This window comes from Salinispira sp. (assembly GCF_059431795.1).
In genome coordinates this window covers 85,833-107,829 of sequence record NZ_JBXWXS010000003.1, presented here as the reverse complement: position 1 = coordinate 107,829, position 21,997 = coordinate 85,833, and the positions used below count along the sequence as shown (strand labels likewise).

The window sequence follows — 21,997 nt, the reverse complement described above, 5'->3', positions numbered from 1 at the left end:
CCGGGGATTACCATGAAATCCTGAATGATTCTACAAGCCTATGCACTGGCACATTACTTACTGTATTTCCACCAAATTGAATATCCAGACTATCTCCCCCGGTAGTTCCCAGAAATATCCGTTCCGATTCCCGAAAAACTGATTCCAATGCCTGCTTTTTCGAATTGGGAACCGAAACAAGAAGACGCCCACCACCCTCGGAAAAAAGCAGTTCTGCTGCCGTGAGATTATCATTATCGCCATTCAGTCCCGCCAGCTCTATGCGTGCTCCCATCCGTCCGCCAATACAGCTTTCAGCAAGGGCGACTCCAAGACCGCCGTCAGAAATATCATGGATGGAAGAAAACATGGAGGCCTGAATCCCGGTGTGTACCGCCTCGTATCGTTGTCTATTGGCTTTGAGATCTATGCAGGGTGAGGAACCAAGCTGAACTCCTTCAAGCTTTTCGAAATAACTCCCCCCGAGACATACTTCAGCGGGTCCCAGAAGATAAATACCATCTCCTTCATGGGTGAAACTCTGATCTGTGGCTTGTTCTACGTTTTCATGAATACCCATGAGACTCACCAGCAGCGTAGGCAATACGGAGACTTTCCGGCCACCCAATACTGCATCGTTTTTCATTGAATCTTTTCCGGATATCAGGGGTAAATTATATTCCATGCAGGCATCCTTCAGCCCCTGATTTGCCCTAACAAGCTGAGCCAACTTATATTCACCGTCCGGAGTGTATTCGGACTGAACCGGGTCCGGCCAGCAAAAATTATCAAGTGCCGAAGCCATATCTGGATGCCCGCCCAGTGCAATATGAGCCCGGTATGCTTCATCAACCGCATGAGCGGCCATTTGGTAGGTATCGACTTCAGACATCCGCGGGCATACCCCATGGGTTACCGTTAAACCCCGGAAGGATTCTGCAACCGGCCGGAGCAGAGCCCCGTCACTGGGAGCATCTGCATTGATACCGGTAAAAGGTTTAACAACCGACTGGCCCTGCACCTCATGGTCATATTGTCGGACCAAATCTTCCTTTGACCTAATGTTCGGCTCAGAAAGAAGCTCAAGAAGGCGGGTGTTCAGGAAATTTCTGTCATTCCACATTTCCGTATGCCGATGAATGTATGCTCTCGATTCTGCTTCCGGACGTCTTTTTTCTGGCTCAATCCATTGGGCTTTCAGCTCCATCACCGGTAGGCCGTTGTGTACAAATTCAAGCGGCAGAAGTCCAAGGGTTTCATTGTGGTAGCGAAGTTCCACAAAACCGGAATCGGTAAACTCGCCCACAACAGAGGCTTCAACCCCCCTTCTACGAGCCAAATCCAGAAAAGCCTCCCACATATCTGGAAGAACGCTGAGACTCATGCGTTCCTGACTTTCGGAGACCCAAATTTCCCATGGAGCCAGTCCTGCATATTTCAGGGGTGCTTTATCCAAGTCTACCCGAATTCCGTTTGAAATCTCGGCCATTTCCCCCAGACTTGATGATAAACCCCCGGCTCCGTTATCGGTTATACCTTTGTATAAACCCTTATCCCTTGCTTCCAGGAGGAAATCCAGCATTTTTCTCTGGGTAATCGGATCTCCGATTTGAACCGCCGATGTTGGAGAATCCTCATCGAGGGCAAGAGAACTGAAGGTTGCCCCGTGAATACCATCCTTACCGATGCGTCCACCCAGCATTACGGCAAGATCACCGGCATCGACATGTTGAACCCAGCTTTCTTCACCAAGGATTTTCCGGGGCATAATTCCACCGGTTCCGCAAAACACCAGCGGTTTTCCCAAATAAGAATCATCAAAGAGAAAAGCACCTGCAGCCGTGGGAATTCCGCTCTGGTTTCCTCCGTCTATTATCCCTTCATGAACACCTGACATCACCTTTTTCGGGTGAAGAAGTCCTTTGGGAATTTCCTGCCTGGGCGTATCGGGATGACCGAAACACAACACATTGGTGTTGAAAATCGGCCGTGCACCTTTTCCGGTACCCATAATATCCCGGTTTACCCCCACAATTCCTGTTATTGCTCCCCCGTACGGGTCCAGAGCTGATGGACTATTATGGGTTTCCGCCTTGAAACACACCACGTGCTCATCATCAAAATCCACAACTCCGCTGTTATCATGAAACACCGACCGCAGGTCAAACCGGGATCCACTCAGTGCATCGGTGGTCGCCTTGATATAGGTTTTAAACAGGCCGTCAATTCTGTTGGATTCTCCGTTTTCATCCCGGTAATCTATACGGGCCTGAAAAATTTTATGTTTACAGTGTTCGCTCCAGGTTTGGGCAAGCATCTCAAGCTCTATATCACTGATATTTTCGGAAATGCCGTATTTCTTTCTCGCCTCTATCTGTTCGGACCGGGAGAACTGTTCACGTATGACCCGCATTTCATCAAGACTGAGTGCAAGCAGCCGTTCTTTGCTCAGGGTCATAAGCTGCTCATCATCCATATCGGCAATCGTAAAATATTCAACAGGCGGCACATCCGATTCATCTACGAAAGAATATAAAAGGGGAAAGCGCTTTCCCCTGTTGTATTCCGCTGCACTGATGGAAAGCTGTTTCTGGATCAGAGGGTTGGACAACCCTGGAAGGAGGTTGTGGGTCAGCTGATCTCTGCCATCTTCCTCCAGATCTGGAGAAAATGTGAATATCAGCTGACGGGCAGTTTGTACCCGCAAAGGGGCGCTGTGTTTCCCGTCCGGAACCGAACCGGCTTGTGCTGAACCCAGTTCAAGCTCCAGGGCTTCCCTGGCGGTTACCGCAACCGGGTCGGTTACTCCGGGTTTATAGCTGATTTCAACCATCAAGTCCCAGGATGCAGCCCCCTTCTTTCCCCAATCGCCGTCAATCAACCCGATGTCCTCGGATGTCAGTCGAACTGCAGCCTGCTGGGAAACAGGATCTAGAAATAGGCGAGATATTTCCCCGGCCTGATTCTTCAGGTCTTCCTCAAGCAGATATACATCTACTATCCGCAAACCTGTAATATGTTCTGAAAGCTCCGGCTCCAGACCCCTGAGGATCCTTCGAACCTTTCCGTCTTCAAACTCCGGTCGGTACGAGATTTCTATGCGCATGTTCCTGTTTCCTATGAAATATGGCTGTTTTGCTTATGATTTTAACCCGGAGAAGTCCAGAGTTGCAAACAGGTCGTCATAGTTTTCAGCCCGTCTGATCTGACACGTACTGCCGTCCGGTTTCATAAGGATTTCTGCACAGCGAAGCTTTCCGTTGTAATTGAATCCCATAGAATGTCCGTGGGCGCCCCCGTCGTGAATAACCAGTAGGTCTCCCACCTCAACTTCCGGAAGTTTACGATCAATTGCAAATTTGTCGTTGTTTTCACACAGGGAACCGGTTACATCGTATGTTTTGTCTGCCTTTCCGCTCTTTCCCGGCACCGAAATGGCGTGGTGGGCTCCATACATTCCAGGACGCATGAGATTCGCCATGCTGGCATCCGTACCGAGATAATCTTTATAGGTATGCTTTTCATGGATAACCCGCGTGACCAGGTAGCCGTACGGACCGGTAACAACACGGCCGTTTTCAGTCACAATGTTCAGGGGATGAGCGTTCCCGGGAATAATTATCTCATCATAATGCTTCTTCACTCCACGGGAAACTCTCTCAAGATCCACGGGGGTTTCGCCCGGATTGTAGGGAATTCCAATCCCCCCTCCAAGGTTTACGAATTCTATATGTATATTCAGCTTTTCCCGCAGCTCCACAACAAGCTCAAATAGCATGCGAGCAGTTTCAATGAAATATTCTGGATCCAGTTCATTACTGGCAACCATGGTGTGAAGACCAAAGCGTTTGGAACCTAAAATTCTTGCTTTCTCATATGCCTCAAACAACTGCTCCCGGGTAAGACCGTACTTGGCCTCCTCCGGTTTTCCGATAATTGCGTTTCCTTTTTTCAGCGGTCCGGGATTGTACCGGAAACATATCAGCTCGGGCATACCGCAGTTTTCATTCAGGTAATCGATATGAGTAATATCATCAAGATTGATGATTGCACCAAGATCCATCGCTTTCTGATACTCGTCTGCGGGAGTATCGTTGGATGTAAATATAATCTCTTCACCCCGAACTCCCAGCTTTTCCACAAGAAGCAACTCAGCTTTAGAGCTGCAATCGAATCCCATTCCCTCTTCCCTGATGAATTCCAGCACATATGGATTCGGAAGGGCTTTTACTGCATAAAAATTTTTATATCCGCCGGGAACCCATCGGAAACTGTTGTTCATGTAGCCGGCATTTTTCCTGATTGCTTTTTCATCATACAGATAAAACGGGGTGGGATAGGTCTCGGTGAGCTTCTCAAGGTCATTCCTGTTCAGAGGAAACTGTCGTTCGGGCATATATGCTCCTTATTGAATATTTTCTTATGTCAGGGTGATTAGTACTACAGCGCATTGTACAGAGTTGCCAAGGGTAAATTATGGAGTTTCTCCGGGATTGTCAATTACAATATCCGTTGTAACCGCCCGTATTACAGACAGCGCTTCCCACGTTTCGGGACAGTCCGGATGCTTGCTAACAAAGCCCGAAAATAAGACGATATTTTTAATAAACTTTACAGATATTGTTGACGTTATGACTCAGGTATTGTATATTCTTGTTTGTAAGTCTCCTAACATGACTATGGATACACAATCCTAATTGTGATCCTCGTCAATTTCGTGGTTTCTGGTATGGCGCAGACGGCTTGGTACACCGTCTGCGTTTTTTTTATCCTTTTACCTGGACCGGCAGCAGTACACACTGCCGCCGGTAATATAATGGGGAATTGAAATCAGAGTTTATGGCGGAGGACGGGTTTCCTGTTTGCGGAGACTTCATCCAGACGCCCAAGCCGGGTTGTTACCGGTGCTGAATGGGCTTGTTCAGGATTATCTTCTGCAGTGTCAAGAATATCCATAAGAGCGTAGGCGAACGCTTCAATCTCTTCAAAACTTTCGCTCTCGGTTGGCTCTATCATCAACGCTTCCTTCACCGTGAGGGGAAAGTATACTGTGGGCGCATGAAATCCCTTGTCCAAAAGCATTTTTGCGATGTCCATGGTACTTACACCGTTTTTTAATGGATTCGATGCAACAAATTCATGCATGGTTGGGGTGTCGTGATATGCCGGAAGCCGCGAAGCCAAAATATTCCGTAGGTAATTTGCTTTTAACACGGCCATCTCACTGTTCGTTGTAATGCCGTCCACACCGTGACCGGTGATATATGCATATGCTCTTAGCAGAACTCCGAAATTACCGAATCCGGTTTTCAATTTTCCGATTGTTTTTTCAGGATTATATGGAACAAAGCTGTCCCTCTCCTCCCTAATAAGAGGTCCGGGCAAAAAATCCCTCAGCTGGGAGGTACAGCCAACCGGGCCTGCTCCCGGCCCGCCGCCCCCATGGGGTGTGCCAAACGTTTTATGCAAATTAAAATGCATCACATCGAAGCCAAGGGCTGCAGGTTGGACTATTCCGGCTATGGCGTTAAAATTCGCACCGTCCCCATACATCAGCCCACCGGCTTTGTGTACTTTGGAACAAATTTCCATAACGTCTTTCTCAAAGATACCCAGTGTATTCGGGTTGGTAAGCATCATTCCTGCGATGCTTTCATCCAGAAGTTCATCCAGCTGAGCCAGATCCACCTGTCCGGATTCGTTACTCGGAATAGTACGGACTTTCATACCGCACATTGCTACCGTTGCCGGGTTAGTACCGTGGGCCGTATCCGGAACCAATACCGTGGTTCTCCCATAATCGCCCAGGGATTCATGATATTTTCTCATCATCATCACACCGGTAAGCTCCCCCTGGGCTCCCGCGGCAGGTGAAAGCGCAACAGTATCAAATCCGCTGAGTCGGGCAAGTGCTTGCTGCAGTTTGTACAATGCTTCCAAACTTCCCTGGGCCTTCAGGGCATCCGAAGGATGCACCGCCGCGAATCCAGTTTCGGCTGCCAGCGAATCGTTCACTCTGGGATTATACTTCATCGTGCACGAACCAAGTGGATACATATTGGAATCGATACTGAAATTGGCAGCAGCCAATCTGGTGAAATGCCGTACAATGTACAACTCATTATGCTGTGGAAGACGAAGGGATGTCTCATCTTCCGCTCCACGTGCCAATGCAGAAAAGGCTTCCGGCATACTCTCATTCCGGAGCGGACTGATATATTGGTTTACCCGGCTTGTATCTATGTTCTCCCATAGAAGAGGTATATGTCCCGGATCTCCACCGATGGTGCCGGGCTGGGTATTTGTATCGTTGCTCATATCAACCTTCCTGTCGACTAAGAGTATGGAATAGGGCGATCAGCGAATCCAGGTCCTCTTTTTCATGGATTTCTGTGGTAGAGACAAGAATGGAATTCTTATCCACAGGAATTCCTGGTGTTATACCCTGTGTTTCAGCATATTTCATCAACTTATCCACAGAGTAATCACATGTTATCCGTATTTCCCGAAAATGAAGTGCGTCCGGTTCATCGATACTCACCGAATCCAGATCCCTGAGACCTTCTATAAGATAATGTGCGTTATGAATGCAGCGTCTGGCTACAGTCTGTAGACCGTCTCTTCCCATGGCTGACATATACACCAATGCTCTCAGAGCCATAAGTCCCTGATTTGTACAAATATTACTGCTGGCCCGTTCCCTTCTGATATGCTGCTCACGGGTGCTGAGAGCCAGTACAAACCCCCGTTTGCCCATGGTATCCACCGTTTCTCCGGCGATCCGTCCGGGTATTTTCCGCAGCAGTTTTCCTGACACGGCAAAAATCCCCAGATACGGCCCCCCCAGATTTACCGGTATTCCTAAAACCTGACCTTCCCCGGTATATACATCAGCTCCCAGCTGACCGGGAGAGGAAATAACACTCATAAGAAGCGGATCCCCGTGGATATGCAGGAGCGTCCCGGCCTTTTTACACATTTCTGCAAGATGACGTATTTCTGCCACTCTTCCGTGTACATCAGGAAGAGAAACGCTCACCGCAGCACAATCGGAAGGTATTTCAATCTCCCCAGAACGCCCATCACGGGAAAACAGATCCCGATACTCAATCTGTGCCTCGGTAAATTGAAGGTATGTATCCAGTATTTCACTGTATTCCCGGGAAATACTAGAATATACCAAGATCCGTTTTCCTTTTCTCCTGTTTGCCTCATACATCATCCGGAACGCCTCAGCATATGCCGTAGCACCATCGTAGTGAGATGCGTTTACCACCTCCATTCCGGTAATTTCAGCAATATATGTCTGATATTCAAAGAGTGATTGGAGTGTACCCTGGCTTACTTCAGCCTGATACGGGGTATAGGCTGTGGTGAAACTCCCCATGGAACTCACATAGTCCACAACCGCAGGAATATAATGATGATAAAACCCGCCGCCCTGGAAACGAAGCCCCCCGAGCGAGGGGCCGTTGGCGGCGGACAATTCCTGGAAGTGTTTGCCCAGGGACTGCTCGTCCAGTCCACTGCTTATATCAATATCAGGATATAAGAGTTCACTGGGAACCTGTAAAAAAAGATCCGAAATTTTTTCATGCCCGAGATGAGACAGAATCTCATCTCGCCTGGCTTCATTTCCGCTGAAATTCATTAATCATCCAAATCTTTCGTATATTCCTCGTATGCTTGCGCATCCATTAATCCATCCAGCTCTGATTCATCCGATGCCTGGATTTTAATTATCCACCCCTTTCCGAAAGGATCTTCATTAATCAGCTCAGGGTTATCGGAGAGCTCTTCATTCACCTCGGTGATTTCTCCGCTTACAGGTACAAAAACATCGCTGGCGGCCTTTACACTTTCCACCACACCGAATGCATCACCCTGGCTCATGCTTGAACCTACTTCCGGAAGCTCTACAAATACAACATCTCCAAGGCTGTCCTGTGCATAATCTGAAATACCCACAATTACGGTATTCCCGTCTTTTTTTGCCCACTCATGGGACTTCTGATACATCACTGTTTTATCGTATTTCATGATTCCTCCAATGAAACATTAGCATGCTATGTGCTCCGCTAAAAGTGTCAGAGCGAAATTTTATAGCAGTGAGACTGCTTCCCTAAAGCAGTTAGAGCACCCGGTAAAGGGGCCTCTTGACTATTTCCGCTTCTTTCCGCGAACCTCTGATCTCAATATATACCCGATTTCCCGTTTGTGAAGCACTCTTACGGATAAAAATATTCGCATAGAATCCTTCCAGGCTGGGACTTGCCATTCCACTGGCCACCCATCCCAGGTCCTTCCCCTGAGCATCCACCACTTTCATATCCTGACGGGGCATGCCCCTATTTAGCATTCGGACTGTCCTGAGGCGGTGAAAGTCATCCTTTCCGGCATATCGTTCAAGAATGGCCGTTTTCCCGATAAAATCGGGGTCCCCATCATCTAACTTACACGTCCATTTCATCCCTGCTTCCCGGGGGGTGATTTTTTCAGATAACTCATGCCCGTACAGCGGGAAACCGGGCTCAAACCGTAGACTGTCTCTGGCGGCCAATCCGCAGGGAATACAGTCAATTCCCTGCGTATCCGCCGCTGTTAGGATTCTTTCCGCAATATTCCCGATCTTCTCAGCCGGCGCATAGATTTCTACCCCGTCCTCCCCTGTATATCCGGTCCTTGTAAAAATTCCGTCTTCAAAGAGGTTTCCTTTTGAAACCATGTTTCTCCGGGGAATGGAATTCAGTTTTTCATCGTATCCTGCGAGGGATAGGATCTTCAGACTTTCCGGTCCCTGGAGTGCAAGCATCCCGATAGCGACGGTAATATCTTCTACTTCTATTTGAGGCGCTTCGGTACGAATCCAATTCAGGTCTTTTGTGTGATTTGCCGCATTCACCACCAACAACCAGATATTATCATCCAGACGGAAATGAAAAATATCATCCAGAATTCCGCCGTCGTGGCGGCAAAGAAGACCGTAGCTTCCTGTACCCGGTTGCATGGATGCAACAGAGGATGAGATCAGCCGTTCATAGGCCGGGATACTTCCTTCCTTCTCGCAGCGTATATACAAACGTCCCATATGACTGATATCAAACATGCCCGCGCTCCTGCGCACAGTCAAATGCTCCTGTTTGGATCCTGTAGTATAATGGACCGGCATTTCATACCCGGCAAAATCCACCATTTTTCCGCCATGTGCCACATGCCACGAATGTAAAACCGTTGTTTTTTGTTTCATATATTAAACTATACACCCAAAACGCCGCTGTGAAAAATTATTCCTTTCCCAGCATACTATCCACAAGTTATCCACAACAACGGGGAATCAATCCCAATAAACGTATGTTAGAATCCCGTGAGCCCAGGAAAAATTTCGGTTGTTTTCAGAAAATAGATCAGTTCAAATTAGAGATATAATATTATTTCGCTTTAAATTTGATTAGATATTTGTCTAGTCATTCAAATAATTCGCATTAGCAAAAAAAAGACTTTTTTTTTACGGATGTACTAAGAGTTTATCCACAAGATGTCCACATAAGAAAAGCCCCGGGTTTTTTCTCCCGGGGCTTTTCTTATCTATTGACATATTCTGTTTTCCGACATAAAGCCGTACTTTATCTGAATCCTTTATATATAACCCGTACCTGTTTGATAAGACCTTCCCCTTCGCTTACGGTCTCAATATTCTCTATATCGTTCAGTGTAGTATGTATGAGGCGCCGCTCAAAAGGATTCATGGGCTCAAGAAGTTTGGATTTTTTCGTTCGCAGTACCTGATCACCCACTTTTTGAGCAAGTCGGATAAGAGCTTCTTCTCTGCGGCTACGGTAATTTTCCGCATCTACGATAACTTTAACATTTTCATCGCTCAGGCGGGTTGCAATCACATTGGCAAGTAATTGAATCGCATCGAGATTTTTACCCTTCCGTCCGATCAGTATTCCGCTGTGCTCAGAATCAAGTTTCAGGGCTATTTTATCATCTTCCCGGTACAGGATACTCACGGTTACATCATATCCCATTTTCTCAACTACAGACTGAACGAAGTCCACCAGTGCGTGCTCGAAGTCGTTTTCTGGTTCAGGATTGGGATTATACCGGGACGAAGCTCGTTTGCGTTGAACAGAAGGTTGTGCCTCAGAGCTATCGTCATGGGTATGTACTCTGATTACCACCTTTTTTTGAAGATTTAAAAATCCGCTTTTCTGCGTTTCGAGAATTTCCACATCGAACTGATCCCGTTCCAGTCCGAGTTCCCCGATCGCCAGATCCATGGCTTCTTTTTCTGTTTTTCCTTCAAATTCATATATCATACAAGGATTCTCCTAAACCGGAAATTTATGCTTTCCGGGTATTTTTCTTATGAGTGAAATAATTGTAGGCGAACTGCTGCCCGGTAGTAATAACGTTCTGGAGAATCCAGTATACGAGAAGTCCCGAAGGCATATTATACATAATGAAGAAAAACATAACCGGCATCCCCATGGTCATCATCTTCATCTGTCCGCTGCTTTGACCAGTATTTGCTGGCTGGGTGAATTTTACACTCAGGAGTTGTGTTCCCAGGAAAAGAAGAGGCAGCAGTCGAAGAGCGTCCCAGTTCAGTAAAGGGATAGAAAAACCGAAATTCAGGATTGCTTCGGGACTGGAAAGATCGGTTATCCAGCCGGGGATAAATGTAGCTCCCCGTAAATCGAAGTGATTATTAAACAAACTGAACATGGCAATAAAGAACGGAAACTGAAGCAATATGGGAAGACATCCTCCAAGAGGATTCACTTTTTCCTTTTTGTACAGCTCCATGGTTGCCTGATTCTGTTTTTGTTGGTCATCCGGATATTTTTCTTTAACCGCAGCAATCTTCGGAGACAGTTCCTTCATCTTTGCAGTGGACTCATAGCTTTTTCTGGTCAGGGGATACAACAGGACCTTCACAAGTATGGTCAAAAGGATAATTGATACCCCCCAGTTGGGAATAAGACCGTAAAAGAAATTCATAATCCCCTTGAGGATCTTCTCCAACCAGCCTATCCAGGATGATTCTATAAGCACATCAAGATTTAACTCTCTGATTCCAAAACCGTTATCATCGGCGTTTTGGTAAGACCTGAGAACATCCGTGGACTTCGGTCCAAAATAGAAGCGGAAATTATCGGTTACCCGGCTGCTCTCCACCGCTGGACGAAGAAGGTGAAGCTGGCTTCCCTGCAACCCGTCATTTGTCGGTTCGGCACCGAAGACAATATCTGAACCCGTATTTCCCGGTACTGCAGCTGCTACAAAGTACTTCCCGTTTACGGCTGCCCAGGGAGAATATGTATCAAGATTTCTCCGTTCACCATCAGAAATATTTCGTATATCCTTTCGTTTTTCTCCGTCAAGATAGCTGTATTTTCGAAAGTCAGTACGGCTTGTGTTGGAAAGGGTCTGAAATTCGGGTCCGATTTGAGGTCCGATAGAGAGTGTGTAGGCTGTGCCGTCATAATCAAGGGGAACAATCTGATTTACTGAGTTTCGCAGTTCTACTTCCATTTCGAACATATATTCATTTGGGAGGAAGGTATATCGTTTAATAATCTCAAATGGTGCACCTTCTTGACCTGGTACTACAATTTGACGGTAAAATTCATAGCTGTTGTCTGCGCTGCCCTGACGGAAGTAAAAAACTGGATCCAGAAGCGGTCCGTCTATTCCACCGAGTCTAAGGGTTAATCCCCGAGGATCGGCTTCTCCGAAAAAGAATTCCAGGGGCTCTCCCTGGTCTTCATGGCTGAGCAGATACACATTGGAGATTTTACCACCCCTGGTATCCATAACAATCCGGATAAAATCTTCTTGGAAATACTCAACTTCCCGTTCCACGGGAGCACGCCCGTCTTCTTCAAGAGCAATAAATGCACGATCGTTGAAATTAATTCCATCTGCCATTGCCTCTGAATCCAGAGGGGGGGAATCCAGAAGCTCGGATTCTTCTGCATCCCCTGCCTGCCGTTGATTAGCATCCTGCGGGGAATCATCTCCCGCTGATTCAGGATCTGTTGGAAGTGTATCTGCAGTTTCAGTGGTCTCTGTCAGCTCATCTGGTGCAAACAGTGCTGTTTGGAGATAGAATCCGATTGCCAGGACGATAGTCGATAAAATAACCGCCACCAGGGTATTACGATCCATATTTTTGTTCCTTTTTTTCTGTACGAATATTCCATGGACTGATATTTAGAACACCGGGGACATAGACATCACAACAGACGCCCATTAGCATTAATTTACAGCATTCCCATTGGGAAAAACCGGTGTTTTTGAAAGCAGCTTGATCACCTGATTAACACGATCGTTGTATGTATAACTGCCGGGGTAAAAAAGAAACAGAACATCATATCCGGGTTTTATGCCGGCTTTTTGATTTCTGAATATTTCCTTTCCCACCCTCTTTATATAATTGCGCTCAACGGCATTACCGTATTTGCGCCCGGGAGAAACCAGAATTCGTGTTATATCCTGGCCAGTTTCCCGAAAAAAAATTTTCAACCCCCGGGTTGAAACGGAAGAAGACGCAAAGAGCAATCGAATGTCTCCGCGTCTTCTTATCCTTTCACCTTTAGTAAGGCTTTTTCTCATCTGAAACAGAGAGCTTTTTTCGGCCCTTTGCCCGTCTTCTCTTGAGAACGCTCCGACCGGCTTTGGTCTTCATTCGTTCCCTGAAGCCGAACTTTCTATTCCGCTTGGTGCGGCTTGGCTGATACGTTCGTTTCATCAGTTTTCTCCTACAGTGATCCTGCCTTCAGGCAAAACCGTTAATTGCATATATCGTTTTTTGAGATACATATTCGGGTAGCGTAGTATAGATTTATCAGACTGCTGTGTCAATTCCTGCAAATATCTGTGCGCTAGAGAATTACTTCTTCGGGGCTTTTTTGCTGAGTTCTTCGAATCTTCGAAGGGTTTCGGCAAAGCGGGAGTCATGGTTTTGTGAATCCTTCGAGTTTCCTTCCTCTGTGGGTTTTTGGGATTTTTCGATTTTTTCTTCACTCATTTTCGGAGTAGAACCGGTACTCTGCTTCCCGGCAGAGGGTGTGTTCCCCATCACTCTGGCTTCCCTTCGTTCAAGAAAGCGTTCACTACTCACTTTCTGAATAAACACCGAATGAATTCCCAGTTCCGGATATTTCTTTTTCAGCATGCCCAGCAGTTTTCGCTTTCGAAATTCCAGTCTCTGCATCCAGCCGGGATGGTCAACATATAAAATAAGGGCTCCGTTTTTTATATCCACCGGCTCAGTATGGGCTGCTATATCCTCTAACCCTTCACCAAGTATGGTTGACCAGGAAGAAAAAAGATCCAGGTAATCAGCACCTTCTCGGGAATTGATCATTGGGATAAAGGCTTTGATTATTTCATCCGCTTTTTTCATTGCTCGCTTCCGTCCCCGTAATTTCAGTATACTCTCCAGAATCCACCCTGTATACGATACCCCGTCCATGGCGGTATTTTTCAATATTCTCACCCGGAAGAAAGGTAAAAAAAACCTGGTCGTAGTCAGGAAGCTCATCCATAAATTTTCTTCGTTTTTCACCGTCCAGCTCAAGAAGAACATCGTCAATAAGCAGGATTGGTTTTCTTCCGCTCATTCTGGCAAAAAGCCGTGACTGGGCTGCCCGGAGTAGAAGACTCATGAGTCTTACCTGGCCCGTGCTGGCCTCTTGGAGAAAATCCCTGCCTCCAAGACGGAACATGAACCGATCCCGATGAGGTCCCGAGGTTGTGGTTTTCATCTGGAAATCCGTTTCCATGCGAGATTTAAGAATAGAAATCACCTCTCGGGACTCACTTTCTGGGCTGTTATCTTCACCAATTTTCCAAGAGGGCCGATATTCTATCTCGAGTGGCGTTGAAATTCCGCTCACGGCTGCGAAGAGGGGGGTGAACAGCGTATTAAACTCCCGAATGAGCTCCGCTCTGGCCCGAACGATTTCCAGGCCACTGAGGGCAAGCTGGCTGTTATACACATCTAAAAGTTCATGTGTTCCATCCCTGATAATCTGATTCCTGCTGCGCAAAACTTTTGAGTAAGATCTCAGGCTGTCGATAAACCCGATCTGGTATGTACTCAGACACTGGTTAAAAAACCACCTCTGATTGTCCGGGCTTCCTTTCACAAAATCGATATCATCATGCGCGAAGATAATCACCGGAAGCAGTTCTACCAGTTGCTTCCGGTCTTTCACCGCAGAACCGTTAAAGCGGATTTCCTTCTGCCGATCAACATATTTGACAAAAATCTCATCCTGAATACGGCTTTCTGCTCCATCACGGAAATGTGCCGTAAGCGACATTTCTTTCTCGCCTCTGAGAACCAGGGGTTCGTCCCGGTTGCTACGGAAGCTTTTCCCGTACGCAAGCACGTATAGGGCTTCAAGAAAGTTGGTTTTTCCCTGCCCGTTGGGACCGACTAAAAAAACCTGTTCGTAATGAACAGGCACTTTTTGATTACGGATATTTCTGAATTGGTATAAGCGAATTTCTGTGAAAGGCATACAGCAAGCTTATTCGTTGAGATTCATAGGCATTACGATGTGAAAATAGTCCTCTTCAGGAACCGCATTGATGCTGATAGCTCTGGTAGTTTCAGTAAACTGAAGAAGTATTTCATCAGCGGTAATGACCCGCAGGGGATCCGAGAGATAGGTAAAGTTCAGGGCAATCACCGTCTCAGGGCCGTTGAAATCACAGGGTATTTCTTCCCTGGCTGTTCCTAAATCACTTTCGTCAGAGCGGAGAACCATCAGATTTTCAGAAAGCTCCACGTACACTCTTCTGGAACGCTCAACCATCAGCGATACCCGGCGCAAAGCTTCATTCAACTCGTGTCGGTTCACCGTCAAGCTGTGCTCCTGATTTTCGGGAATTACCCGTTGGTAATTGGGAAACGTACCTTCGATGAGAGCCGAACTGATTTTCTGGTTATCGAATTCCATAAACACATGTTTTTCTGTCAGAGCCATGGAAAGCATTCCTTCACCGGAGGAAAGCTTCTTAACAAGAGATAAAATCTTTGGAGGAATAATTACCGGTGAAAAGTCGGGTAATTCTGTTCCGGTATCTTTGCTGATGTATGCCAGCCGCTTTCCGTCGGTAGCCACCATAAGCAGTTTTCCTTCGCTGTTTTCCAGATACACACCATTCATGAAGTATCTGGTCTCGTCATCGGAAACGGCAAATATAGTCTGGCTGATCATCTCGTTGAATTCCTTTTGGGGAACTTCGAAAAATGCATCCTCATCTGCACGCTGAACTTCAGGATATTTATCGGCGGCCATGGTCTTCAAGCGGAAATCAATTTTCTTAAAACGGGGAGCGATGATAAAACGTTCACCCTCCTGTTCGGAAAATTCAATTTCTCCACTGGGAAGGGTTTTTAAAATCCCTGAAAGTTTTTCGCAGAAGGTAGTCGTTTTCCCGGCTTCGAGAACATCAACGGGGATCCGTGTTTCAAAACTGACTTTGAGGTCTGTTGCTCTGATGAGAAGACTGTCGCCCTCCGCTTCAAGCAGTACATTCGATAAAATGGACAGCGCATTGCGGGAAGAAATAATTTCCTGTGCAATTGATATTTCTTTCAGAATACTGTCCCGCTCACATGAAAATCTCATCATTAAGCTCCTTATTTGTATCAAGCTCTAGAAATACTTATTAATAAATTCTAGTAGTAGTAGTAGTAGGGCCTGTAGAAATGTGAATTTACCACATAGATCTTTATACCGGCACCGTTTAGTATTGTGGATAACCTATGGGCACTTTTGCCGAAGCATCCACATTTACACATATACTGTAGTTTTTCCACAGATACTGTCAATAAATTCACATTGTAACAGCAGTTTATATTTTATGCTCTATTACTTGCCTCACGAATAGCTTTTTTTAAACTGTCAATCTGTCCTACTAAATACGGATCGCTTTTCATCCTTTCCTTGATCCTGTCGCAGGCATGCATCACCGTTGTATGGTCCCGTCCGCCGAACTCCAGCCCCACTTCTGTAGTTGAATATTCAGTGATATCGCGGGCGATATACATGGCCACTTGGCGGGGAAATGCAATGGTTTTGGTTTTCCGTTTGCTCTTTAATTCCTGTACCGAGACTCCGAAATATTCCGCAACATTTCTCTGAATTACCGCAATGGTGATGTTCTTCTGTATGGGAGAGGAAAAGAAATCCTTGAGCTGCTGTTTGGTGATATCCACAGTTATGCTCTTATTCACAAGTTCTGCGTATGCTATGAGTTTGGTAAGGGCTGCTTCAAGGTCCCGAACATTTGTGGTTACATTTTCACAAATGAGATTAATGGATTCTTCGGGAATCTGTACTCCCGCAGCTTCAATTTTTTTCTTTAGAATTGCATAGCGCGTCTCGTAACTGGGGGGCTGGAGGTCAACATTCAGGCCCCGTTCAAAGCGGCTTCTCAGCCGGTCGGTGATTTCTTTCAGCTCGGATACCGGGCGGTCGCAGGTAAAGACCATCTGTTTGTTTGAATCGTAAAGGGCGTTGAATGTGTGAAACAGTTCTTCCTGTGTTTCAGGTTTCTTTTGAAGAAAATGAATATCATCTATCAGAAGAACATCAGCATGACGGTACTTGTTTTTGAACATATGCTGCTTTTTCTCACGGATTGCTTGAATGAATTCATTGGTAAAATTTTCCATGGTCACATAGATAATTTTTGAATCACTAAAATCTTGAAACACCGAGTTTCCGATTGACTGTAGCAGATGGGTCTTGCCCAGACCGACTCCTCCGTACACAAGGCAAGGGTTGTATCCGGTGCCTGGATTTTTCGCAATAGCCATAGCTGCATTTGCTGCGAACGCATTATTCTCCCCGATAATAAAGTTATCGAAGGTATATTCCTTCTTCAAGGAAGGATGGTGTGAATGGCGATTGCGATAGGCCGGCTCCTGTGGAGAAACAGGTGCCGAAGGATTCTGTGTTCCTGCCCGGGGCTGGGATCCCGATGTACCTTTGGGTGGAGAAGCTGGTGTGGATTTTCTGGATTGATTTTTTTCCGTTGTTCCGTCCACTGCTACTGCCTGTACCTGGAATTCGATAGCGATTCGGCTTCCGGAAAGTTCATACAATTTATTCTCAATGAGGTTCAGATAACGGGATTTAACCTGGTCACGATAAAAGGAGGAGGGCACAGATACAATAATAGTTTCCTGCCGGGAACTGGCATATGACATTCTGTTGAACCAAAGGCTGAATTCCTGCTCTGTCAGTTCCTCCTGTATCTGTTTTACCGCTTCTTCCCAGAACAAGCGGTAATCATCCCATTCACTCATAACACCTCCAGTAACTAGCCATCATACGCGTTCGTACCTGCTTTTTCAATCTGTAAATAGAATGACTATAACTCATGTAATTGGAATCACTTAGACAAATCGGCTTCCTTTACTTTTTAGTTCTCAAAAGGTATAATCTCAGCCACGTAAATCAGAAAAAGGAATCACATTAAATCTATGCAGGAAAATTACTCAGCGTCGAGTATTCAAGTCCTGAAGGGTCTTGAAGCGGTGCGGAAGCGTCCCGGTATGTATATTGGGTCCACCGGCCCAAACGGCCTCCATCATCTTGTCTATGAAATCGTAGATAACAGTATTGATGAAGCCCTGGCAGGATTCTGTTCGGAGATTTCCGTTCAGTTGGAACCTGGAAATGAAGTGATCGTTCGTGATGATGGGCGGGGAATTCCCGTAGATATTCATCCTGATGAGAACGTCAGCGCCCTTGAAATCGTACTTACACGTCTTCATGCGGGCGGTAAGTTTAACAAGGACAGTTACAAGGTATCCGGCGGATTGCATGGAGTAGGGGTATCTGTTGTAAATGCCCTGGCTAAGAGCTGCGAAGTATATGTTTATAAGAACGGGAATATATATTTTCAAAGTTATAAGCGGGGAATCCCGGATAAGCCGGTTGAAATAATCGGTGAATCCGCAGAGCACGGAACCCGTGTACATTTTTTTCCCGATGATGAAATATTTGAAACCCTGAACTTCTCCTTTGACGTTCTCTCCCAGAGATTGAGAGAACTTGCTTTTTTGAACAAAGGAATACGGATCAAAATTGCAGATAACAGAATTCCCACACCCAAAACCCATGATTTCAAATTTGATGGCGGTGTTCAGGAGTTTGTTCAGTATCTGAATAAAAAGAAAACGGTAATCCAGAGGGAACCGGTGTACTTCGAGGCGGAACGGGACGGAGTTACCATGGAAATATCCCTCGAATATAACGATGGGTTCAACGAAGCCATGTTTTCGTTTGTGAACAACATTAACACAAGGGAAGGGGGGACCCATCTTGTTGGCTTTAAATCAGCCCTTACTAGGACCTTAAACGAGTATCTGAAAAAATCCCGGTTGGTAAAGCAGCTGGAAGATAACTTGTCAGGTGATGATGTCCGGGAAGGACTGACTGCGGTTGTCTCCGTAAAGGTCCCAGATCCTCAATTTGAAGGTCAGACCAAAGGAAAACTGGGAAATTCGGAAGTTAAGGGAATTGTGGAATCCACGGTGAACGAGAAATTATCCGAGATTTTCGATATGAACCCCCAGTTGGTAGAGAGCATTCTCTCCAAGACGGTAATGGCCGCTAAGGCACGCAACGCCGCGCGGAAGGCACGGGAGCTGACTAGGCGAAAGAGTTTTCTGGAGAGTACCGGGCTTCCTGGAAAACTGGCTGACTGCAGCGAGAAAGATCCCAGTCAGTGTGAAGTGTATATTGTGGAAGGTGACTCGGCCGGCGGTTCGGCAAAGCAGGGCCGGGACAGAAGATTTCAGGCAATTCTTCCTCTATGGGGAAAAATGCTCAATGTGGAGAAAACCAGAATAGACAAGGTTCTCTCCAACGACAAGCTTCAACCGGTTATTCAGAGTTTGGGAGCCAGTGCGGGAAGCGATTTCAATTTGGAAAAGCTGCGCTACCACAAGGTAATTATCATGGCCGATGCGGATGTAGACGGTTCGCATATCCGGACGCTTCTTCTTACATTCTTTTTCAGATATATGTCTGAGATGATAGAAAAGGGACATGTATATATCGCCATGCCTCCGCTCTATAAAATGAGCTATAAAAACCGTATTGAATATGCGTACGATGAAGAAGAACGGGCCAGAATATTAAAAACATTTGATCTAAAGAATGAAGAAAAAATCTCTATACAGCGATACAAGGGGTTAGGTGAAATGAATCCCGATCAGCTGTGGGAAACCACCATGAATCCGGAGACACGGAATATCATGCAGATACAACTTGAAGATGCAGTTGAAGCTGAAGATATTTTCACAACTCTCATGGGTGAGCATGTTCAGCCCAGAAGGGAGTTCATTGAGGAAAACGCTCTTAACGTCGTAAATCTGGACGTCTAATTTAGGCAATTAAGCTGGAGTAGGAATGGAAGCACAACAGGGACGGGTAATACCCGTAGCAATAGAAGATGAAGTAAAAAAATCCTATTTGAATTATGCAATGTCGGTTATCGTATCCCGGGCTCTCCCGGATGTACGGGACGGACTAAAGCCGGTTCATCGCAGAATTCTTTTCGGAATGAATGAAATGGGGCTGCGTTCCGATCGTGCTCCCAAAAAGAGTGCCCGTATTGTCGGGGATGTTCTTGGTAAGTATCATCCCCACGGCGATATGAGTGTCTATGATGCATTGGTCCGGTTGGCCCAGGATTTTTCCATGCGGTACCCGCTGGTAAACGGACAGGGTAACTTCGGATCGGTGGATGGAGATCCGCCGGCAGCGATGCGGTACACCGAAGCGAGAATGGCGAAACTTGCCGAGGAGATGCTCCGGGATATCAAAAAAGAGACAGTGAATTTTGTCTCCAACTACGATGACTCGATGGAAGAACCGGAAGTTCTGCCCGCAGCACTTCCGTATCTTCTTGTTAACGGTGCCAGCGGAATAGCCGTTGGGATGGCCACAAATATCCCCCCCCATAACCTCAACGAAATTGCCTCTGCAGTGGAAGCCTATATTGAGAACCCGGAGATTACCATCGGGGAACTGACAGAGTATATCACCGGTCCCGACTTTCCCACCGGAGGAATCATCTTCGGAACCAAGGGCGTGCGCCAGGCATACGAGACAGGCCGGGGAAAAATTACCATCAGGTCCAAGGTGAGTGTAGAGACCACCAAATCTGGAAAGGATGTAATAATTGTTCACGAATTACCGTATCAGGTGAACAAGGCAAATCTGGTAATGAAGATCGCAGAATACATCCGGGATAAAAAGATAGAAGGTATATCCGACCTACGGGATGAATCTGACAGAAACGGTCTCAGAGTTGTGATTGAACTAAAGAAAGGCATCAGTCCGAAGATTATTCTTAATCAGCTTTTCAACCAGACGCAGCTTCAGGTTAACTTCAACGTAAATGCTCTTGCTCTGGTGGATGGAAAGCCCAAGCTTCTGAATCTCAAGGATATGATTGTCCACTTTGTTAATCATCGGCGTGAAGTAATAATCCGGCGCACAAAGTACGATTTACGGAAAGCGGAAGAACGGGCCCATGTTCTGGAGGGGCTTAAAATTGCGCTGGCCAATATAGATGAAGTGATTAAGACGATCAAGGAAAGCGATAATGTGGGGGTTGCCAGAACACGGCTAATGGACCGCTTTATGCTTTCGGAGATTCAGGCACAGGCTATTCTTGATATGCGCCTTCAGAAACTTACCAGCCTGGAGACCCAGAAAATTCTGGAAGAACTTGAACAGCTGAATGCCCTGATAAAAGAACTGAAAGAGCTTCTTGCAAGCGAGGAGAAAATTCTCGGTGTTATTTCTGATGAAACAAATGATCTTGCCGGAAGATTCAGTCAGACACGACGTACCGATAAAGTTATCGATGAAATTGAAGAGATCAATATTGAGGATCTGATCCAGAAAGAAGATATGGTGGTGATTATCAGCCATAAGGGTTACATCAAGCGGGTTCCGGTTACATCTTACCGGGTTCAGGGCCGAGGCGGAAAAGGAATGGCAGCAAGCAAGCTTCGGGACGAAGATTTCATTGAGAACATTTTTATTGCATCCACCCATGATTATATTTTGATTATTTCAAGTGAAGCGAAAGCATATTATCTGAAAGTGCATGAGATTCCCGAAGGATCTAGAACCAGTAAAGGATCCCATATCCGTTCACTTCTAAGTATTTCCGCAAACGAAGATGTCGCCGCAGTAGTTGCTCTTCAGGGTTTTCGGGAAGATGAATTTATATTTATGGCGACAGCCAGAGGTATGGTAAAAAAGGTTTCAACAGCTGACTTCAGTAATGCCAAGTCCCGGGGTATTATTGCCATGGCAATGAAGGGTGACGATAAAATCGTTTCTGCCATTCTTACCAGTGAAAACAGGGATATTATCCTTGCTACCCGGACCGGTGTGGGGCTCAGATTCAGTGAAAGCGAAGTGCGTCCTATGGGTCGTACTGCTCAGGGCGTTAGCGGTATTCGGCTTGCGGCAGGAGACGAAATTGCCGGAGCGGTGGAAGCAAACTCAGACTTTCATGTGCTGTTCATTACTGAATATGGAAATGGTAAGCGAATGACACCGGATGATCTAATGCCCCATGGCAGAAACACCAAGGGACAGATTATCTATACCACCTCAGATCGTACCGGAGAGGTTGTGGGTATCCTCAATGTACTTGAGGATGATGAAATAATGGTGGTCACAAGTGGAGGAACATCAATCAAGATGAAAGCCTCAACGGTTGCAGTTCAGGGGCGCACGGCCCAGGGCGTAAGAGTATTTGATATTGAAAAACCTGATGTGGTAGTCGGCTTGGACCGTGTAGCCCGGGAAGAAGAGCCTGAAAAAGAATCGATGATTTCAAAGAAGGATCCTGGACTAACAGAGGTATAATCTTCAAGCCAACATACATATCAATAAAAAAGGCCGGGGCGATAATGACCCGGCCTTTTTTTTATTCCCCAAGCTCGTTA

General features: G+C 46.2%; 16 protein-coding genes. 2 read left to right on the top strand and 14 right to left on the bottom strand.

All coding sequences use genetic code 11. The features are described 5' to 3' along the window. Nucleotides 1-7 precede the first annotated feature (7 nt). From AC52PS_RS01660 to dnaA, 14 genes are all read right to left on the bottom strand, one after another. Nucleotides 8-3,085, bottom strand: a complete 3,078-nt coding sequence (locus AC52PS_RS01660) for an AIR synthase-related protein (RefSeq protein WP_495561286.1) — start codon at nt 3,083-3,085, stop codon at nt 8-10. Nucleotides 3,086-3,118: 33 nt separating this feature from the next. Beyond that, nucleotides 3,119-4,375 (bottom strand): diaminopimelate decarboxylase, encoded by a 1,257-nt coding sequence (locus AC52PS_RS01655; RefSeq protein WP_495561285.1) that lies wholly within the window; start codon nt 4,373-4,375, stop codon nt 3,119-3,121. Nucleotides 4,376-4,809: 434 nt separating this feature from the next. After that, a complete protein-coding gene (gene gcvPB, locus AC52PS_RS01650) occupies nt 4,810-6,297 on the bottom strand; it encodes an aminomethyl-transferring glycine dehydrogenase subunit GcvPB (RefSeq protein ID WP_495561284.1) in 1,488 nt (495 codons plus the stop codon). Between the two features lies 1 nt (nt 6,298). After that, nucleotides 6,299-7,630, bottom strand: a complete 1,332-nt coding sequence (gcvPA, locus tag AC52PS_RS01645; protein ID WP_495561283.1) for an aminomethyl-transferring glycine dehydrogenase subunit GcvPA — start codon at nt 7,628-7,630, stop codon at nt 6,299-6,301. Beyond that, nucleotides 7,630-8,019: a glycine cleavage system protein GcvH gene (gene gcvH / locus AC52PS_RS01640; RefSeq protein WP_495561282.1), complete on the bottom strand. Its 390-nt coding sequence runs from the start codon at nt 8,017-8,019 to the stop codon at nt 7,630-7,632. The genes gcvPA and gcvH overlap by 1 nt, the downstream gene beginning before the upstream one ends. Nucleotides 8,020-8,110: 91 nt before the next feature. Then, entirely contained in the window at nt 8,111-9,226 is a 1,116-nt protein-coding gene (gene gcvT, locus AC52PS_RS01635; protein ID WP_495561281.1) for a glycine cleavage system aminomethyltransferase GcvT, read from the bottom strand. A 376-nt stretch (nt 9,227-9,602) separates the two neighbouring features. Further along, complete coding sequence (gene jag, locus AC52PS_RS01630; RefSeq protein ID WP_495561280.1) at nt 9,603-10,301, bottom strand: RNA-binding cell elongation regulator Jag/EloR; 699 nt, start codon at nt 10,299-10,301, stop codon at nt 9,603-9,605. Between the two features lie 25 nt (nt 10,302-10,326). Then, nucleotides 10,327-12,156, bottom strand: coding sequence for a membrane protein insertase YidC (gene yidC, locus AC52PS_RS01625; protein WP_495561279.1), 1,830 nt, complete (start codon nt 12,154-12,156; stop codon nt 10,327-10,329). Nucleotides 12,157-12,246: 90 nt separating this feature from the next. Then, complete coding sequence (gene rnpA / locus AC52PS_RS01620; RefSeq protein ID WP_495561278.1) at nt 12,247-12,603, bottom strand: ribonuclease P protein component; 357 nt, start codon at nt 12,601-12,603, stop codon at nt 12,247-12,249. Next, nucleotides 12,584-12,739, bottom strand: coding sequence for a 50S ribosomal protein L34 (gene rpmH, locus AC52PS_RS01615; RefSeq protein ID WP_495561277.1), 156 nt, complete (start codon nt 12,737-12,739; stop codon nt 12,584-12,586). Before rpmH ends, rnpA begins: the two co-directional genes overlap by 20 nt. A 141-nt stretch (nt 12,740-12,880) precedes the next feature. Next, entirely contained in the window at nt 12,881-13,396 is a 516-nt protein-coding gene (locus AC52PS_RS01610; protein ID WP_495561276.1) for a DciA family protein, read from the bottom strand. After that, complete coding sequence (recF, locus tag AC52PS_RS01605) at nt 13,380-14,519, bottom strand: DNA replication/repair protein RecF (RefSeq protein WP_495561275.1); 1,140 nt, start codon at nt 14,517-14,519, stop codon at nt 13,380-13,382. The genes AC52PS_RS01610 and recF overlap by 17 nt, the downstream gene beginning before the upstream one ends. A gap of 9 nt (nt 14,520-14,528) precedes the next feature. After that, nucleotides 14,529-15,635 (bottom strand): DNA polymerase III subunit beta, encoded by a 1,107-nt coding sequence (gene dnaN / locus AC52PS_RS01600; RefSeq protein ID WP_495561274.1) that lies wholly within the window; start codon nt 15,633-15,635, stop codon nt 14,529-14,531. A 233-nt stretch (nt 15,636-15,868) separates the two neighbouring features. Beyond that, on the bottom strand, nt 15,869-17,320 hold the full coding sequence (gene dnaA, locus AC52PS_RS01595) for a chromosomal replication initiator protein DnaA (RefSeq protein ID WP_495561273.1): 1,452 nt from the start codon (nt 17,318-17,320) through the stop codon (nt 15,869-15,871). 177 nt (nt 17,321-17,497) lie between these two features. Between dnaA and gyrB the strand changes: the two genes are divergently transcribed. Both gyrB and gyrA read left to right on the top strand, forming a co-directional pair. Next, nucleotides 17,498-19,408 carry a DNA topoisomerase (ATP-hydrolyzing) subunit B gene (gene gyrB, locus AC52PS_RS01590; protein WP_495561272.1) on the top strand — a complete coding sequence of 637 codons (1,911 nt, stop codon included), beginning with the start codon at nt 17,498-17,500 and terminating at the stop codon, nt 19,406-19,408. A gap of 25 nt (nt 19,409-19,433) precedes the next feature. Next, nucleotides 19,434-21,917 (top strand): DNA topoisomerase (ATP-hydrolyzing) subunit A, encoded by a 2,484-nt coding sequence (gyrA, locus tag AC52PS_RS01585; RefSeq protein ID WP_495561271.1) that lies wholly within the window; start codon nt 19,434-19,436, stop codon nt 21,915-21,917. Nucleotides 21,918-21,997 lie beyond the last annotated feature (80 nt).

Excerpts from the sequence above, each read along its gene's own strand:
- AC52PS_RS01660 (WP_495561286.1), bottom strand. The coding sequence starts at position 3,085 with ATGCGCATAGAAATCTCGTACCGACCGGAGTTTGAAGACGGAAAGGTT.
- AC52PS_RS01655 (WP_495561285.1), bottom strand. The coding sequence starts at position 4,375 with ATGCCCGAACGACAGTTTCCTCTGAACAGGAATGACCTTGAGAAGCTC.
- gcvPB (WP_495561284.1), bottom strand. The coding sequence starts at position 6,297 with ATGAGCAACGATACAAATACCCAGCCCGGCACCATCGGTGGAGATCCG.
- gcvPA (WP_495561283.1), bottom strand. The coding sequence starts at position 7,630 with ATGAATTTCAGCGGAAATGAAGCCAGGCGAGATGAGATTCTGTCTCAT.
- gcvH (WP_495561282.1), bottom strand. The coding sequence starts at position 8,019 with ATGAAATACGATAAAACAGTGATGTATCAGAAGTCCCATGAGTGGGCA.
- gcvT (WP_495561281.1), bottom strand. The coding sequence starts at position 9,226 with ATGAAACAAAAAACAACGGTTTTACATTCGTGGCATGTGGCACATGGC.
- jag (WP_495561280.1), bottom strand. The coding sequence starts at position 10,301 with ATGATATATGAATTTGAAGGAAAAACAGAAAAAGAAGCCATGGATCTG.
- yidC (WP_495561279.1), bottom strand. The coding sequence starts at position 12,156 with ATGGATCGTAATACCCTGGTGGCGGTTATTTTATCGACTATCGTCCTG.
- rnpA (WP_495561278.1), bottom strand. The coding sequence starts at position 12,603 with ATGAGAAAAAGCCTTACTAAAGGTGAAAGGATAAGAAGACGCGGAGAC.
- rpmH (WP_495561277.1), bottom strand. The coding sequence starts at position 12,739 with ATGAAACGAACGTATCAGCCAAGCCGCACCAAGCGGAATAGAAAGTTC.
- AC52PS_RS01610 (WP_495561276.1), bottom strand. The coding sequence starts at position 13,396 with ATGAAAAAAGCGGATGAAATAATCAAAGCCTTTATCCCAATGATCAAT.
- recF (WP_495561275.1), bottom strand. The coding sequence starts at position 14,519 with ATGCCTTTCACAGAAATTCGCTTATACCAATTCAGAAATATCCGTAAT.
- dnaN (WP_495561274.1), bottom strand. The coding sequence starts at position 15,635 with ATGAGATTTTCATGTGAGCGGGACAGTATTCTGAAAGAAATATCAATT.
- dnaA (WP_495561273.1), bottom strand. The coding sequence starts at position 17,320 with ATGAGTGAATGGGATGATTACCGCTTGTTCTGGGAAGAAGCGGTAAAA.
- gyrB (WP_495561272.1), top strand. The coding sequence starts at position 17,498 with ATGCAGGAAAATTACTCAGCGTCGAGTATTCAAGTCCTGAAGGGTCTT.
- gyrA (WP_495561271.1), top strand. The coding sequence starts at position 19,434 with ATGGAAGCACAACAGGGACGGGTAATACCCGTAGCAATAGAAGATGAA.